Source organism: Brevundimonas sp. GW821-FHT10A07, assembly GCF_059415785.1.
In genome coordinates, this window is record NZ_JBWKNX010000002.1 from 169,034 (window position 1) to 184,924 (window position 15,891).

At 62.6% G+C, this 15,891-nt stretch carries 12 protein-coding genes; 1 reads left to right on the forward strand and 11 read right to left on the reverse strand.

Features of this window, described 5'->3' with window-relative positions:
* Positions 1 to 66 precede the first annotated feature (66 nt).
* The 6 genes from AC07NC_RS02310 to AC07NC_RS02335 all read right to left on the reverse strand — a co-directional run bounded on the left by AC07NC_RS02310 (position 67) and on the right by AC07NC_RS02335 (position 6,661).
* Positions 67 to 834 (reverse strand): Crp/Fnr family transcriptional regulator, encoded by a 768-nt coding sequence (locus tag AC07NC_RS02310; protein ID WP_292147947.1) that lies wholly within the window; start codon positions 832 to 834, stop codon positions 67 to 69.
* A complete protein-coding gene (locus AC07NC_RS02315; protein WP_008263959.1) occupies positions 831 to 1,094 on the reverse strand; it encodes a DUF6894 family protein in 264 nt (87 codons plus the stop codon). Before AC07NC_RS02315 ends, AC07NC_RS02310 begins: the two co-directional genes overlap by 4 nt.
* Before the next feature lie 56 nt (positions 1,095 to 1,150).
* Positions 1,151 to 2,650 carry a phosphomannomutase/phosphoglucomutase gene (locus AC07NC_RS02320; RefSeq protein WP_292147946.1) on the reverse strand — a complete coding sequence of 500 codons (1,500 nt, stop codon included), beginning with the start codon at positions 2,648 to 2,650 and terminating at the stop codon, positions 1,151 to 1,153.
* Positions 2,651 to 2,690: 40 nt separating this feature from the next.
* Positions 2,691 to 3,776: a glycosyltransferase family 4 protein gene (locus AC07NC_RS02325; RefSeq protein ID WP_292147945.1), complete on the reverse strand. Its 1,086-nt coding sequence runs from the start codon at positions 3,774 to 3,776 to the stop codon at positions 2,691 to 2,693.
* Positions 3,777 to 3,868: 92 nt separating this feature from the next.
* A complete protein-coding gene (locus AC07NC_RS02330) occupies positions 3,869 to 6,085 on the reverse strand; it encodes an AGE family epimerase/isomerase (protein WP_292147944.1) in 2,217 nt (738 codons plus the stop codon).
* A gap of 114 nt (positions 6,086 to 6,199) precedes the next feature.
* Positions 6,200 to 6,661, reverse strand: a complete 462-nt coding sequence (locus AC07NC_RS02335) for an Lrp/AsnC ligand binding domain-containing protein (RefSeq protein ID WP_039243792.1) — start codon at positions 6,659 to 6,661, stop codon at positions 6,200 to 6,202.
* 109 nt (positions 6,662 to 6,770) lie between these two features.
* Between AC07NC_RS02335 and putA the strand changes: the two genes are divergently transcribed.
* On the forward strand, positions 6,771 to 9,902 hold the full coding sequence (gene putA / locus AC07NC_RS02340) for a bifunctional proline dehydrogenase/L-glutamate gamma-semialdehyde dehydrogenase PutA (protein ID WP_494568477.1): 3,132 nt from the start codon (positions 6,771 to 6,773) through the stop codon (positions 9,900 to 9,902).
* 145 nt (positions 9,903 to 10,047) lie between these two features.
* On the opposite strand, the gene AC07NC_RS02345 is transcribed toward putA, so the two are convergent.
* The 5 genes from AC07NC_RS02345 to AC07NC_RS02365 are packed head-to-tail and all read right to left on the reverse strand — an operon-like array spanning position 10,048 to position 15,851.
* Positions 10,048 to 11,370 carry a glycosyltransferase family 4 protein gene (locus tag AC07NC_RS02345; protein ID WP_292147941.1) on the reverse strand — a complete coding sequence of 441 codons (1,323 nt, stop codon included), beginning with the start codon at positions 11,368 to 11,370 and terminating at the stop codon, positions 10,048 to 10,050.
* Positions 11,371 to 11,413: 43 nt separating this feature from the next.
* Positions 11,414 to 12,256 (reverse strand): FkbM family methyltransferase, encoded by an 843-nt coding sequence (locus tag AC07NC_RS02350; protein ID WP_292147940.1) that lies wholly within the window; start codon positions 12,254 to 12,256, stop codon positions 11,414 to 11,416.
* A gap of 15 nt (positions 12,257 to 12,271) precedes the next feature.
* Positions 12,272 to 12,940: a hypothetical protein gene (locus AC07NC_RS02355; protein WP_292147939.1), complete on the reverse strand. Its 669-nt coding sequence runs from the start codon at positions 12,938 to 12,940 to the stop codon at positions 12,272 to 12,274.
* Positions 12,937 to 14,052, reverse strand: coding sequence for a glycosyltransferase family 4 protein (locus AC07NC_RS02360; RefSeq protein WP_292147937.1), 1,116 nt, complete (start codon positions 14,050 to 14,052; stop codon positions 12,937 to 12,939). The genes AC07NC_RS02355 and AC07NC_RS02360 overlap by 4 nt, the downstream gene beginning before the upstream one ends.
* Entirely contained in the window at positions 14,049 to 15,851 is a 1,803-nt protein-coding gene (locus AC07NC_RS02365) for a glycosyltransferase (RefSeq protein ID WP_292147936.1), read from the reverse strand. The genes AC07NC_RS02360 and AC07NC_RS02365 overlap by 4 nt, the downstream gene beginning before the upstream one ends.
* Positions 15,852 to 15,891: the final 40 nt, after the last annotated feature.

A 15,891-nucleotide genomic window follows, 5' to 3' on the forward strand; every position in this document is an offset into this window, starting at 1 on the left:
ATTCGGTCGGAGCATGGGCCGATCAATCGCGAAGCGGAGCCGCGCGCGATAACATGGGTTAAGCCGTCACACCGGCTCGTTCTGAAGGCGCAGATAGGTGGCGTCGAATTCCGCGATCTCGGCCAGCCGGCGCCAGTCCAGGATTTCCACCTGTCCGCCGCTCCAGTTGATCACCCCCTCGCCGCGCAGCTCGGTGACGAGACGGCTGACGTGAACGGTTGACAGGCCCAGGGCGTCGCCCAGGGTCGCCTGGGTGAGGGGCAGGTCGAAACGCATTCCGTCGACCTTTCCACTGGTCTTTCCCGTTGTTTGGCCGACCGCCTGAAGACGCAGATAGAGTTCGCACACCAGATGGGCCAGATGGCCCAGGCCGCTGCGACGCCCCATGGCCACCAGCCACTGGCGATGGATGGCGGCGTCGATGATGGTGTCCAGCCATAGAAGCCGCGTCAGGTGCGGATGGCGCTCGGTCAGGCGGATCAGCTTGGCGTGGGGGGCGGAGGCGACGACACAGTCGGTCAGGGCCACGACCCCATGATCCATCTGTTTCATCAGCAGACTGTGCAGGTCGATGAAATCGCCCGGCACATTGAGCTCCGTGATCTGGCGCGCGCCGTCCGCCAGACTGCTGTAGCGGGCCGAGAAGCCGGAGATCAGAAGCGTGCTGTGCAGGGGATGGGAATGTTCCTTGACGATGTCCGCGCCGCTGCGAATCTCGCGCGGCGGATCGAGCACATCCTTCAAGGCCTCGATCTCATCCGGCGCGACCTGATCGCGCAGCGAGAGTTTCTCGACCAGGGTGGTGATCCTGGAGGGGGGCGAGACGGTGGTCATTCGCCGGTCTCCTGCAAGGTCCAACCTTCCGGCGCCGCGTCCGAGGCCCGGGCGGTGACGCTGACTACCGTGCGGCCGTCGGCATCGGTCACGATCACGCTAAACGACGCCGTTTCCCAAAAAGCCGCGCCGCGATAGCGCAGAATCTCCCCAAGGACGGTGACCGCCTCTTCGCGGGCGGCTTCGACATCGGGCAGATCCTCGCCCTGGTCATCGCGAATACAATCGCCGTTTTCGGTGTGGAAATAGAAATGCGGCAATCTGGCCTCCAGCAGCAGGTCTGCAGGAAGCGGTCGTCAGGCCGATTGGTTCAGCCCTAGATTTCCTGGTTGAAGGCGCCGATTTCGGGATAGGCGGCGAGGCGGGGCTTGATCTCCCTGCGGAACAGGTCGCGCATGTCGTCCTCGGATCGCATGCTCTCGACCACCACGACCAGTTCGGGCTTGTTCGACGAGGCGCGGACCAGGACCCAGGAGCCGTCCTCCAGGTGCACACGCACGCCGTTGACGGTGATGGCCTCGAGGATCTTGCGACCCAGGATCTTGCCGCCCGCCGCGGCCAGATCCGAGTATTCCTTCACGATCCGCTCCAGCACCCCGTACTTCAGCTCGTCGTCGCAGTGGGGCGACATGGTCAGGCTGGTCCAGGCGTCCGGCAGGGCGGCCTTCAGCTCGCTCAGTTTCTTGCCCGGATTGCGGTCCAGCATGGCCAGGACCGCGCCGGCGGCCACCAGGCCGTCGTCGTAGCCATGGCCCAGGTCTCCGGCCATGAAGAAGTGGCCTGACTTCTCGAACCCGGCCAGGGCGCCCAGTTCAGCGGTCTTGCGCTTGATGTAGGAGTGGCCGGTCTTCCAGTAGACCACCTCGGCGCCATTGGCCTTGAGGATCTCGTCGGTCTTGTACAGGCCGGTCGATTTCACATCGACCACGAAGGTGCTGTCCGGATAGACCTTGGATAGGTCGCGAGCCAGCATCAGGCCGATCTTATCGGCGAAGATCTCTTCGCCCGTGTCGTCCACCACGCCGCAGCGGTCTCCGTCGCCGTCGAAGCCCAGGGCCAGATCGGCGCCCGTCTCACGGACCCGCTGGGCCATCTGCACCAGCATGGCGTGATCTTCCGGGTTCGGATTATATTTCGGGAAGGTATAGTCGAGTTCGGTGTCCATCTCGATCACCTCGACGCCCATCCGGCGCAGGGCGTCGGGCGCGAAAGCGCCGGCTGTGCCGTTGCCGCAGGCGCAGACGACCTTCAGCGGTCGCTTGATCTGCACCTTGGAGGCCACGTCGGCGACATAGGTTTCGCGGAAGTCATCGACGCGCACCAGCTTGCCGCCGGGGCGGGCCACGCCCTCGCCGTTCAGCACGATTTCTTTCAGGCGGCCCATCTCGTCGGGGCCGAAGGTCAGGGGCTTGTTCGCCCCCATTTTCACCCCGGTCCAGCCATTCTCGTTGTGGCTGGCGGTGACCATGGCGACGCACGGCGCATCCAGTTCGAACTGGCCGAAATAGGCCATGGGCGACAAGGCCAGGCCGACATCCAGAACCTCCATCCCGCCTTCCAGCAGCCCGAGTATCAGGGCCTGTTTGACGCTGAGGCTGTAGCCACGAAAGTCATGGCCGGTGACGATCTTGGGCGCGATGCCGATTTCATGGACATAGGTGGCCAGGCCAAGGCCCAGCGCTTGAACGCCGAGAAGGTTGATCTCCTTTTCCAGGATCCAGCGCGCGTCATATTCGCGGAACCCGGTCGGCTTGACCAAGGCCTGGGTTTCATAAGCGGCCGTGTTCGGCTTCAGGTCCTGACGGGGCTTGAGCATGGTTGTAGTCCTTGGTTGTCTCGGTTGGATTGCCGGCCGATCAGGCTGCGGCGCGATTGCGGATGCGGGCGATGCGGCGCAGGCGGCGCCAGAAGCGCCCGCGTTCGGGTTCGGGATAGGGTTGCAGGTTTTCGACGAACTGCTCGGCTGAGGCACGCCAGCTGAACTTCTCCGCATAGGCTCGGACGGCTTTGCGGTCGAGGTCGAGACACTCCAGGCAGGCGGTCCTGAGATCCCTGTTGATCGCCCCGGCGTTCGAGCCGGGAATGATGTCGATCGGGCCGTGAGCCGGATAGGCGGCGACCGGCGTGCCGGCAGCCATGGCTTCCAGGATCACCAGGCCGAAGGTGTCGGTCCAGCTGGGGAAGACGAAGACGTCGGCGTCGCGGAAGCAGCGGGCCAGATCGTCGCCGAACCGGGCGCCCAGAAACTTCGCCTCTGGATATTTCTCCTGCAGCTCCGCGCGGGCGGGGCCGTCGCCGACCACAATCTTGGTGCCGGGCAGGTCGAGCTGAAGGAAGGATTCGATGTTCTTCTCAACCGCCACGCGACCGACGTTCAGGAAGAAGGGCCGCGGCCAGTTCTTGCCGCCGAGTTCGTGGTAGATGCGCTCCAGGTCGGGATTGAACACATCCGTGTCCACGCCCCGCGACCATGGCGAGACATTCTTGAAGCCATGCTCGACCAGCTCGTCGCGCAGGGTCGGCGTCGCCACCATCAGCCGACCGGACGGCTTGTGGAACCATTTCATATAGGCGTAGCCGACCTGGACCGGGATCGGGAAACGAGCCGAGACGTATTCGGGGAATTTTGTGTGGTAGCTTGTCGTAAACGGCAGCTTCCACTCGACGCAGATGCGGCGCGTGGCAATGCCGATTGGTCCCTCGGTTGCGATATGGACGGCCTCGGGTTCAAAGGCCCGCAGCATCTCGCGGATTTCTTCCTCGGCTCCGAGCGCCAGCCGGATTTCCGGATAGGTGGGGCAGGGGATGGTCTTGAACAGGCTGGGTTCGATGACTTCGACCTCATGGCCCATGCCGCGGCATTCCGCGACGGTGCGCGTCAGGGTGCGGACGACGCCATTGACCTGAGGTTCCCAGGCGTCGGTGGCCAGAACGATGCGCATTGAGGCGGGCGGACCCTGAGCCGTTGAGTAAGGGTGGAACTTCTAGACGGTTCGAATGACGAAGGCGAGACAGTCTCCGATGTCTAAGGCTCCTATAGCAGCCGCAAGGGCGGAGCTATATCAGGCTCCATTACGGTCAGGGTTTCTTTCGCCTGAACGTAAGCGGCCATGATGTGATAGAAGGAACTGGCAGGAGCCGGCTCGTCGATGAACTCGCCAGTGGCAAGGAGCTTGTCGTGCCAAAGTCCTTGCGGCGTGAGATATTTCCAAAGCGCACGCTGCGCATTGGCGGCCTGTTCCAAACATTGAACGCGTCTGCCGTCGTCACTTAACGACGCCAGTATAAGAGAGGCCTTGAGCCATTCGGTTTGGGGCCAGAGCCTGGATCTGCCGCTCCTTACGCTTCCGTCGGTGTTCATGGCGTCTATGGCGATATTGCGCTTCCTGTCGATACCCTTCAGACCCGCTTCATAAAGTCTCCAGGCGTCCGCAATGACGGATTCATCGCGCCTGTTGCGGCCATGCCGTGCAAATAGCCAAGCCCACTCAAACTGATGTCCCGGCTCGACCAAGCGCCCGTCTTCTCCTGCAGCCGGAGACCAGTCCTTCTGGAAGAATTCCAGCAGATATCCGGACTCGGGATCAATGAATCGGGTTCGAGCGAGGTCTACGATGCGGTCAGCGAGACGCCCCCATGCCGCGTCGCCGTTTGCTTCTTCCCAGGCGAGCGCGGACTCCAACAGATGCATGTGCGCGTTTGATTGATACGGGTGGGCCCCGCTTTCCATTACGCCGCCGACAGCATCTGCCCGCTTAAGTATTTCCTCTCTGACGGCAGCCGCATCGACTTCCAGCGCAGGGTCGCCGGTTGCGACCGACGCGCGTGCGAGAGCGAAGATCAGGAACGCTTGATCATAAACCATCGCGGTCTCGTCCATCGGCGAGCCGTCGGCTGCAAGAAGCGTCCGCATCAGCCCGTCAGGGCGCAGGTAGAGTGACCTAAGCCGCTCAAGACCCTTTGAAATCACCGGCTTCCACGGGCCCTGCCAGCCCTGCAATCCTGCTTCCGCATAGACCTGCAACTGCCTCGCCTGTACACGGGCGCGGCGCGGCGCCGAGACGTGGCGGCCGTCGAGCGCCAGAACTTCTTCAAAAGCCCCCGTAGCGTCCTGGCCCAAACCGGACCAAACCGGCAGCGCGGCCTGCCGCAACCAGTTCGTCAACCTGACCGCACCGTCCTTCAACCCTTCCGGCTCCGGAAGGGGCGGGAAGTCCAAATGTTGAGGAGAGAGGTTTCGAAGGCGATCAACAACCTTCTTCACATCTTGGCTTTTTCTCAGATCGGTCACCAGGACCGCATCGCGCTCTACGACAATTCCGACGTCCCGCAAGCCAATTGCGGCGACCATTACGCCATCGCACGCTCTGATCAGACAGCCCTCTGAGTCCTCCAAGACATGCAGGCCGACATTGCCCTCGCCTGAGGCGTGCACGGAATCCCAAGCGCCGAGGTCAGTCCAAGCGAAACGTACCGGCAGCACCGCAGCGAGACTGGTTTTTTCCATCACCGCATAATCTATCGAGATTTTCGGAGCCAGTTTGAACTCCGAGCCCAGCAGGAGGCATGCGTCATCCTGCACGGCGCTTGCCAACGCGCCCTCTACGGCTTCCGCGACGGCGGCGGCGCGCTCTGTTATTTCTTGAACGAGGACCTTGGACTGGACAATAAAGTTGCCGCTGTTCCAGAGGTACCCCTCGGAGATATAGCGCTGCGCCGTCGTAGCATCGGGCTTTTCAACAAAAGCGGCGACTGCCGACAAGCCAGGGCCTTCTGGCGCAATATATCCGTAGGCCGACGACGGTTCGGTCGGCACGACGCCCAAAGTGACGATACGTCCGTTCTCAGCGCCGACGACGGCTTCGCGAACCGCGTCCCTAAAATCTTCTCCGTGGGGGATATGGTGATCAGAAGCGACGAACAGGTTGATCGCGTCAGGATCTCTGCGGGCCGTCCACAGGGCGGCAGCGGCCATAGCGGCTGCAGAATCCCGACCTTCAGGTTCCAAGATTACGATTGCCGATATCCCGATCTCGTCAAGTTGGGACTGAATGGCATCGCGATGCGATAGCCCAGCGACGACGATGAGGTCAGCGCCCGCCGCCAAAGACATCACGCGTTCGGCCGTCTCTTGAAACAGTGACCGGTTTCCCGCCAGCGGGATGAATTGCTTCGGCAGGGAAGGCCGTGACGCAGGCCACAACCGTGTACCTGAACCGCCGCACATGATGACCGGGTAAAGCGTTGCCATATTCTTAAAGCTGCCATTTCTTGACCGAACCGCCTACTACGCGAGCTTTGCTGTCGCGTCACCTGTTGAATGCGCCAGAGTTGTGCGACCCGTCACTTGGGTTGACGCTTCCAGTCACAGCGGCAGAACTGTCGTCGATTTGACCTCTTCCAGCACCGCATAAGTCCGCGTTTCCCGCACGCCCGGCATCCGCACCAGAACGTCGCCCAAGAAGGCGCGATAGGCGTCCATGTCGCCGACGCGGGCCTTGATCAGATAGTCGAAGCCGCCGGCGACCATGTGGCATTCCAGCACCTCCGGCTGACTGCGAACGGCGGCGGCGAAGGCTTCGAAGACGTCGCCGGTGGTGCGGTCCAGCAGGACCTCGACGAAGATCAGCAGATCGCGACCGACCTGGGCCGGGTCGATCATGGCGGCGTAGCCGGTAATGATCTTCTTTTCGCGCAGCCGTTTGACCCGTTCGAAACAGGCGGCGGGCGACAGGTTGCAACGCCGCGCCAGTTCGGCGTTTGAGATGCGGGCGTCAGTCTGGAGCACCCTAAGAATGCGGCGGTCGACGGCGTCGATATCGATCATCGGAAATCCGAGACGTAAGCCGAACAATCTTCGGCTTGGGATTATATCATACGAAGCACCTTCAATGAACTCCGGCATATACGGCTGAAATCCACAGGATTTGTCGCCGATGACCAAGCCCACCTTCCTGCCTTCGAGCCTGGCCGCCTGGGACGGTCTGGACGCGCACAAGTTCCGCGATGAACGCGACGCCGTCGCCGCCAATCTGACGCGCATGCCTCTGAATGCGATCGAACGGGCCGATGTGGTCGCCGAGGCGACGGCTCTGGTCGAACACGCCCGACGCAGTCAGAAAAAACAGGGGGTCGTCGAAAGTTTCCTGCAGCAGTTCTCGCTGGGCACCCGCGAGGGCCTGGCCCTGATGTGTCTGGCCGAGGCCCTGCTGCGTGTGCCGGACGAGGACACGCGCGATCGTCTGATCGCCGAGAAGATCGGCTCGGCAGACTGGGCCGCCCACCTGGGTCAGTCCGACAGTCTGTTCGTCAACGCCTCGACCTGGGGTCTGATGCTGACCGGCAAGCTGGTCGATGTGGACGACGAGGCGCGCACCGATCTGCCCGGCTTCCTCAAGCGGATCGCTGGTCGTCTGGGCGAGCCGGTCATCCGTCAGGCCGTGGCCACCGCCGTCAAGATCATGGGCGAGCAGTTCGTCGTCGGCCGCACCATCCAGAGCGCGCTCAAACGGTCGAACAAGGAAGGCTGGCTGTGCAGCTTCGACATGCTGGGCGAGGGCGCCCGGACCATGGCCGACGCCGACCGCTATGAGAAGATTTACGCCGACGCCATTGAAGCGGTGGGCAAGACATCCAAGGGCCAGGGGCCGGAACACGGCCACGGCGTCTCGGTGAAACTGTCGGCCCTGTCGCCCCGCTATGAGGCGACGCATGAGGATGATGTCTGGGCGACCCTTTATCCCCGCATCCTGCGCTTGGCTCAGATCGCGGCCGAATACGACATCAACTATACGATGGACGCCGAGGAGGCGGACCGTCTGGCTCTGTCGCTGAAACTGCTGGACCGGCTGGCGCACGAGCCGTCGCTGGGCGGCTGGACCGGCCTTGGTCTGGCGGTTCAGGCCTATCAAAAGCGTGGCCTGGAAACGATCGAGCGGGTCGCCGACCTCGCCCGCCGCTCTGGCCGTCGTCTGATGGTGCGCCTGGTCAAGGGCGCCTATTGGGACACCGAGATCAAGCGCGCCCAGGTGTTCGGCCGCACTGACTATCCCGTCTATACGACCAAGGCGGCGACCGATCTGAACTACCTCGTCTGCGCCAAGGCCATGATCGAGGCCGCGCCGGCCATCTATTCCCAGTTCGCCAGCCACAACGCCCACACCCTGGCGGCCGTGCGGCGTATGGCGCGTGATCACGGCGTTACGGTCGAGCACCAGCGCCTGCACGGCATGGGCGAGGCGCTATACGACGCCGCGCACGAGGCCTGGGCTGACGAAGTGGTCATCGTGCGCGCCTATGCCCCCGTCGGCGGGCACGAAGAGTTGCTGCCCTATCTGGTGCGGCGTCTGTTGGAAAACGGCGCCAACTCCTCCTTCGTCCACGCCCTTCTGGACGAGCGCGTGCCCGCCTCGGCCGTCGCGGCCGATCCCATTTCCCTGGTCGAGCAGGCGCCCGACCGTCACCCCAAGATTCCGGTTCCGAAAGACATGTACGGCGATCGTCAGAACTCCCTCGGCCGCGATTACTCTCAGGCCGCCGACCGCGAAGCCCATGCCAAGGCGCTGGAACTGGTCGACCGCGAGAAGTTGACCAGCGGCCCGATCATCGGCGGCAAGCTGCGGGCCGGCGTCGGTGCTCAGAACGTGACCAATCCCTTCGATCGATCACAGGTGCTGGGCCACGTCTCGGAAGCGGAGGCGGCTGACATCGACGCCGCCGTCCGGGCCGCCGCCGAGGCTCAGGTCAAATGGGACCGCCAGGGCGGCGCCAAGCGCGCCATCGTGCTGCGCACCATGGCAGACGCGCTGGAGGCCGATCTGGATCGGCTGGTCGCCCTGCTCAGCCGCGAGGCGGGCAAGACTCTGAACGACGGCGTCGCGGAGGTGCGCGAGGCTGCCGACTTCTGCCGCTATTACGCCCTGCTGGCCGAGCGCGACTTCACCGCCCCCGAGACGCTGAAGGGCCCGACCGGCGAGACCAACCAGCTGTTCCTGCACGGACGGGGCGTCTTCGCCTGCATCTCGCCGTGGAACTTCCCTCTGGCCATCTTCACCGGCCAGATCGCCGCCGCCCTCGCCGCCGGCAACGCAGTCCTGGCCAAGCCCGCCGAACAGACGCCGCTGATCGCGGCCGAGGCCGTGCGCCTCTATCACAAGGCCGGCCTGAACCCCGACTTGCTGGCCCTGGTCCCCGGTCGTGGCGAGACGGTCGGCGCGGCGCTGGTCACCCATCCGGGCATCGACGGCGTCGCCTTCACCGGTGGCACCGACACGGCCGCCGCCATCAACCGCGCCATCGCCGCCCGCGCTGGCGCCATTATCCCCTTCATCGCCGAGACCGGCGGCCTGAATGGCATGTTCATCGACACGACGGCGCTGAAGGAGCAGGTCATCGACGACGTAATCCAGTCGGCCTTCGGCTCGGCCGGCCAGCGCTGCTCCGCCCTACGCGTCCTCTATGTGCCCAAGAATTCGGCCGACGCCCTGATCGAGGGCCTGAAGGGCGCTCTGGCTGTGCAGACCGTCGCCGATCCCGCCGATCCCAAGACCGACATCGGCCCCGTCATCGATCCCGAATCCCGTCGCGCCCTCGAAGCCCACGTCGAGCGCCTGTCGAAGGAAGCGAAAATCATCGCCCGCGCCGCCCTGCCGATGGGCGCCGACAAGGGCGACCTGTTCGCCCCCACCATCGCCGAAATCCCGACGCCCGACTTCCTGGAGCGTGAGGTCTTCGGCCCCATCCTGCACATCTACCGCTACGCCCCATCCGACTTGAAGGCAGTCGCCGGCAAGCTCGCCGCGCGCGGCTACGGCCTGACCCTGGGCGTCCACAGCCGCATCGAAGCCTTCGCCGCCGAAGTCGTCGACCTGGTCCCCGCCGGCAACGTCTACGTCAACCGCTCGATCACCGGCGCGGTGGTCGGCGTCCAACCCTTTGGCGGAGAAGGCCTGTCAGGCACCGGTCCCAAGGCGGGCGGCCCCAACAGCCTGATCCGCTACGCGGCCGAGAAGGCGATCAGCGTGAACATCGCCGCGCAGGGCGGGGATCCGGCGCTGCTGAACCTATGAGTATGTTCGGCCGCCTAATTCCTTAGTCTTCCGCTTGGCTGAAGCCGTGCCATCAGTTCGTCCGTCAGCAATACAGGTCGCTCACAACCCAAACCATACAGGGGCCTGAATTAGGTTTAGCGCCTCACATCAACAGGCCCTGAGTCTAAACGGACGCTCCTGCCTGGACGCCGACATGACGATAAAGCTCGATCAGGCGTTGCTGATAGTTTTCCGGGGTGAACTTCCTAGCCTGCACGAGCCCTTTGACGACCAGCTCATTCCGAAGTCCTTCATCCGCATCCAGCGCCTGGAGAGCCCGCGTCATGGCCGGCACATCATAGGGATCGACACTGACGGCGGCGTCTCCGGCGACTTCGGGCAGGGCGCCGGCCGTCGAGGTCAGAACCGCCGTTCCAAGCGCCATGGATTCCAGAACCGGAAGACCGAACCCTTCATAGAGCGAGGGGAACAGGGTCGCGCGCGCGCCGCGGATCAGCGAGACCAACATTGAGAACGACATGTACTGATAGCGCCGGATCCGGTCCGCCGCCGGGCCTCCATCGGCCTTCACCTGATCTAGCAACGCAACTTCCGGGCCATCCAGCCACGCGCGCCCGCCCACGATGACTAGAGGCGTCGTAAGACCGGATGCGAGATAGGCTTCGACGATACGGCCCAGGTTCTTCTTGGGTTCGATAGCGCCGAAGTAGAGGAAATACTCCTTCCAGCCCAACGAGAATATACCCTCGAGTTCCAACGCCACATCTCTCTGAGGCCGTCCCGTAAGAGCAGGCGGAATGTTGACGGCCTGATAGGTCGTCGTAATTCGGTCCTCTGGAACCCCCAGAAGTCGGATCACATCCTGACGCGTAGTCTCGGAGACCACGGCGATATGGTCAGCCCGGTCAGCGATGAACTGGCATTGCTGAAGATATCGCGCCTTGTCGTCTTCCGTGGAATGCGGAAGGCGCAGCGGGATCAGATCGTGAATGGTGTAGATGTTGGGGACCGATTTGGCATGGAGCGGCACGGTCGCCGTCCAATGCATTACGTCCGGGAGAGGCAGGCGCTCGTTACGCTCGAACGTCACCGGCGTCGCCTTGCCGTACGCCTGAAAGGCCCGATTAGCGAGGGTGAACAGATCCTGCGCGGCCCAGTAAGCATCCGCGTCGGGACGACCGCCAGCCCTTGTCGGCCAGATGACTTCGCCGCTGGGCAGGATAGGCCATGCCTCCACCCCGAAACGGCTCATGAAAGTGCGCTTGAAACGCTCGCTCTTCCTGAATTTGGTCGGCGGACCGCCAGCTTCGACAAGGGCCGTTTCGTTCAGAACGTCGTTCTTGCCCCTTTTGCGGGGTGGACCATATAAAACTTGGGTCCCCAGGCCTATCTCGCGAAGATTGGACAGGAGATTTCGCCCATAGGTCGCGATCCCCGAGCCGTTGGTCAAAGCGATATTGAAACCGTCAACGCAAATGGTCGGCACGGATATACCTCTGGTGTTTTCGCGGCGGTCTTAGCGGTCCGGCTTAGGCGCGCTGTTCCAGAATCAGGTTTGCGACCGTCTGTCCGACGATCTCATACTGCGCCGCGACAAGGGGATCGACACCAATCTGATCCAGAGAGCGTGTCAGGAAGTTGTTGGAGGCCTCGATGACGATCCATCTAGGGCGAAATTCCGAGTTTCGAATCAGGTCGTTCAGAACCCGGACATCTTCGCCTTCCAGGTCGATAGACAACAGGCCGAAGTCGGACGGCACGTTGTTTTCCTCAAGGATCGAGGCCAGCCGGCGAACGACGACGCGTATCGTCGCCGTCGTATCTCCCCAAGCATGAGCATTTTCGAAGTTGAGCGAGGAGACATCGTCGTTGATGCCGATATGGAAGTCGGCCTCGCCCTCATAATCAGACACCGCGCCTTCAACGAGGGTGATGTCCAGTCCCTCGAAGTCACGGCGAATTTCGGGGATCAAGCCAGGATTAGCCTCGATCAGGACTCCACGCCAAGAAAACCGGCGCATGAGATCGAAGGAGTTGGAGCGCTCCCTGCCGCGGGCGCCGACATCCACCACGACGGGATTAGGGGAGGCCCGAAGGCACATCCGGTTAAGCAGCATGCTCAGCTCGCCGAACTGGGTATATCCCCACATCAGGCGCTTTTCGCTCGCCACGCGATACTCGTTGGAGTCGATAAACTCTTTCACCATCGCATCGACGGTGGCTTGGCCGCTAGCAAGCCGTGCGCATTTGTCGGACAGACCGTCCGCGTCCGGCTCACGTCCCAGCACATGCCGGTAGAGCGCTGATATCAGTTCCGAGAAATCCACGAGACACCTATAATCTTCGATGATCGCACTGGATAACGCGACCAACCCCGTGAACGCCCGCTAGCTGAGCAGCGTGCGATCGTAGCGGAACGATGGATGAAAAGGCCCAGGCAGTCTGACCGCTGCGGGAGCCGCTTCCGCGATCTCCTTGATCAGGGTTTCCAGCAACTCACCCAGGCCCGCATCGGTCTGCACGATGCTGTGCCAAAGTTCGATTTCCTCCGCATCGGGCAATCGATCCAGAAGCATTTGCCAAGTGGCCTCAATGACCGAGTGGATGCCCCGTCGATTTCGATGATCGATGGCGAAAGGCATGATCCAACGGATGTTCTGACATCGCTCGCTCCCAGCGAAGTCGAACACCTCTGTCGCGGTCAGCGCCTGCCGCCCCTGCGGCCGGGACGCTAAAACCTCCGGTGTCAGGTTGATTCGCTCGAGCACGGCTCCTGAAGCCGCGCAGGTCACGACGCAGTCCGACGACAGCGCCAAGGCGCGCGGCAGGCCAGCCAGCTCAAAGCCGCACCAGCCGTAGCGGATGCCGGCGGCGGCGGCGGCGTCATTGAACCGGGACGCCTTGGCGGAACAGATGACCTCTCCGGCAGCGACGAGATTGACAACAGATGGGCGCAGACCGGCCTTGGGCGTCGCGTATCCGACAAGGCGGTCCGAACGCGATAGGACTTTGAAGAGGGTTACAGGCGCGTGGGCGACTAGATCGGATTGCATCATTGCGACAGCACCCATTCGCGGATCGGTTGATAGGCCCCGTCCCAGGACAGACGACGCGCCCGGGTCATGATGTCTTCAAGTGATTGTCCGGCCGATCGTGTCTGTGCGGCGCGAAGCTCGGCGACGCGAAGAGCCTGTCCGAACTCGAAGATGTCTAGCGGATCGAAGAAGACGCAGGATTCCGGCGCGACTTCGGGCATGCTCGAACTGTTCGAGCAGACCGTGACCTTCCCGAGGGCTGAGGCCTCCAGCACCGGCAGCCCGTAACCTTCGAATCGCGAGGGGTAGACACAGAAGGCGCTGTTGATCATCAGGGCCAGCTTTTCGGCCTCGCTGACGTAGCCGGTGAACATCACGCGCGATGGATCGATCCCGCTTTCCTCCAGGCGCGCGAGCAAGCGGGACTTCTGGTCCAGCCAGCCGTCGCGGCCGATGAACACAATTCTGAATCGCGACGCGAAAGACGGGTTTTGAAGCAGATAGTCGAACATGAGCCCGCCGTTCTTGCGAGGCTCTAGCGTCCCCACGATCGCGACATAAGGCTCCGCAAACTGACCCGAGAGCCCCAGGAGTCCCGCCGAAACATCAGCCGGGTCAAAGGCCACGCCCATCTCGATCAGGGACATTTGCTTGTCAGGCACTTGGAAATAGGCGCTGACGTCTCGTCGGGTCGCTTCCGAGATGCAAAAGACGTGATCGGACGTCTCCATGTCGGATCGGAAGTTCGTCGCGAAATGATCGATATTGGCTCCAACGTGGAATTCCGGCGTCAGAAGCGGGCTGAGATCATAAACGACTGAGGCTTCCCGCGGGAAGAAGCGCCGCATCGGCTTGATGTTGGGGTAGATCCCCGCGGCATCGACGACATCCTCGCGCGTCAATTCGGCAGACTGCCATATCCGGGCGCTCAGCAGGCCCAGTGCGCCCAGGCCGGACCGCTGATCCAGCATCGCGTTCACACGCTCGCGGGGAAGCAGAAGGTTCTCGTAGCAGAATGACCAGTCGATCTCTGGATCGGCCATGGCCCGCGACGCGATCGCGGCGATTACATTGCCAATACCTGTCCAGGTATCCTCGAATAGACCGCCGATCTCCAAGAAGGCGCGCTTCATTGGTCAGCTCCCGGCACGGCTAGGCGTTGCTCCAAGCCTTTTATGGCCGCGGCGAAGGCCTCGACGCCATAGCGTCGCCGAACGGTGTCAAGCCCGGCGGCGGACTTCGCTGAATAGATTACTGAAGGTAACTGCACCGCAGCCCTGAGCGCGTCAGCGACCCAGTCAGCCGTAGTGAAGTGCGTGTTTAGGCCATAAAGCCCGTAGCGCGCCGTCAGGCGTTTTCCGAAGGGACGCACCTCGGTCTGGACGACGACCGCCGTGTCTTCCGAAATGTAGTCATCCATGGCCGTCCCGGCGACCGAGACGGGAACGACGCCACGTCCCATGGCCTCAAGCAACGGCAGATTCTGTCCTTCCGCGTGCGAGGTGCAGAGATAGTGATCCGAGACGTCGTAGAGGGCCGTCATCTCCTCGCGGGTTAGCACCTGTTTGGTGATCCAGATCTTTTCATTGATTATTGGAGGCAGCAGGCGTCCGACTTCCGCAAACTGTTCGCGCGAAAGGATGTCGTTGATCGAATGAACCCGATCCACGCTGGTCATCTTGCAAAGCAGCAGGGCGTTGGGATTGGTCCGGAGAAATTCGACGAATCCCCGGATCATGGGAGCGATCTGTTTGCGATAGTCGTGCGCGTTGAAAACCGTGACGAAAATGGCCGGCGAGGCCTCGAAATGTACGTCGAGAATGGTCTGGAGGCGGGCCTCCCGAGCCTTCGTGGCGCCGTTCACCTCGGGCTGAATTCGGGGCGCGATCGCCAGAGGCTGCCAAGCCACGTCTGCAAGCTGACGGACAGCCTTCGCCTTCGGACGCGACGTTGGAGTTTGGTCGCGAGGCCCCGCCGCCACATTGTCGATAAGTGGCGCGGGCACGACATGAACCGGGCGCGACAGTGAGGGCCGCGTCGCCACAGCTCCATGCTCCGAAGGCATCCAAATCTCGTCCGCCAAGTCGAGCATGACCGCCTGATCGGCGAAGGCGTGGGCGGACAAGACTTCTTCAGGCGACCGTAGCCGGTCAAACTCCCACGCGAAGCAATTGATGTTGTAGGCGCCTTTCAGGAGTCGAAGCCGTTCTGGCGGATAAAACCCCAGATGAACGTTGGTGGCGGCGTCTGACCGGTCCGTAATGGTCGAAACATACTCGGGATGCTGAAGGACAATGAAATCTGCGCCGATGGCTTCAAGGCCGGCGGCGAAAGCCTGCATGGCGAATGCGTAGGAGTAGTCGCCGTGGCCCAGGCCCGCCTGCATGCTGGCCTTGCTCGATTCCTGGATGCGGCCCGCAGGAGCGGACAGGAAAAAGCGAAGCGCCGATGCGTCTTCAGGTTCCCCATACTTCTGATACACGACAGAATTGTCGATCTTCTTGAGGATGCCAAGTTCGAACGTCACAGCGTCGGGCGCCTTGACCCCGAGTTGCAACGCCTTTTCGAAATGCGTTTTGGCGGTAGCGAAATCGCCCAAGATCTTGGCGAGGTGCCCCAGATGGACCTGGAGATCCCCGTCGTCGGGACGAATTTCTTCAGCCATGCGATAGGCATCGAGCGCGCGCTTGTGGAACCCGGCTTCCTTCAGGGCATGGCCCAGTTGAATCCAGTTGCCGGCCCGTTCCGGTTCGATCTCGCAAAGGCGACGACGATAGAAGGCGTCCGCGTCAAAATCGCGCCGTGTGCGGGCGTTGTCCGCCAGTTGGCGGAGCTCTTCCGGCCTCTTGTTGCCGCTGCCGTCGCCCAGATTGACGCTGGGCGGACTCAGGCGCCGAAGCAGGGCGCGGGTGAGATGACGCCTGTTGTTCATTCGAATCTCAATCAGCGAGACGCTGCTGGCAAGTCAGCGC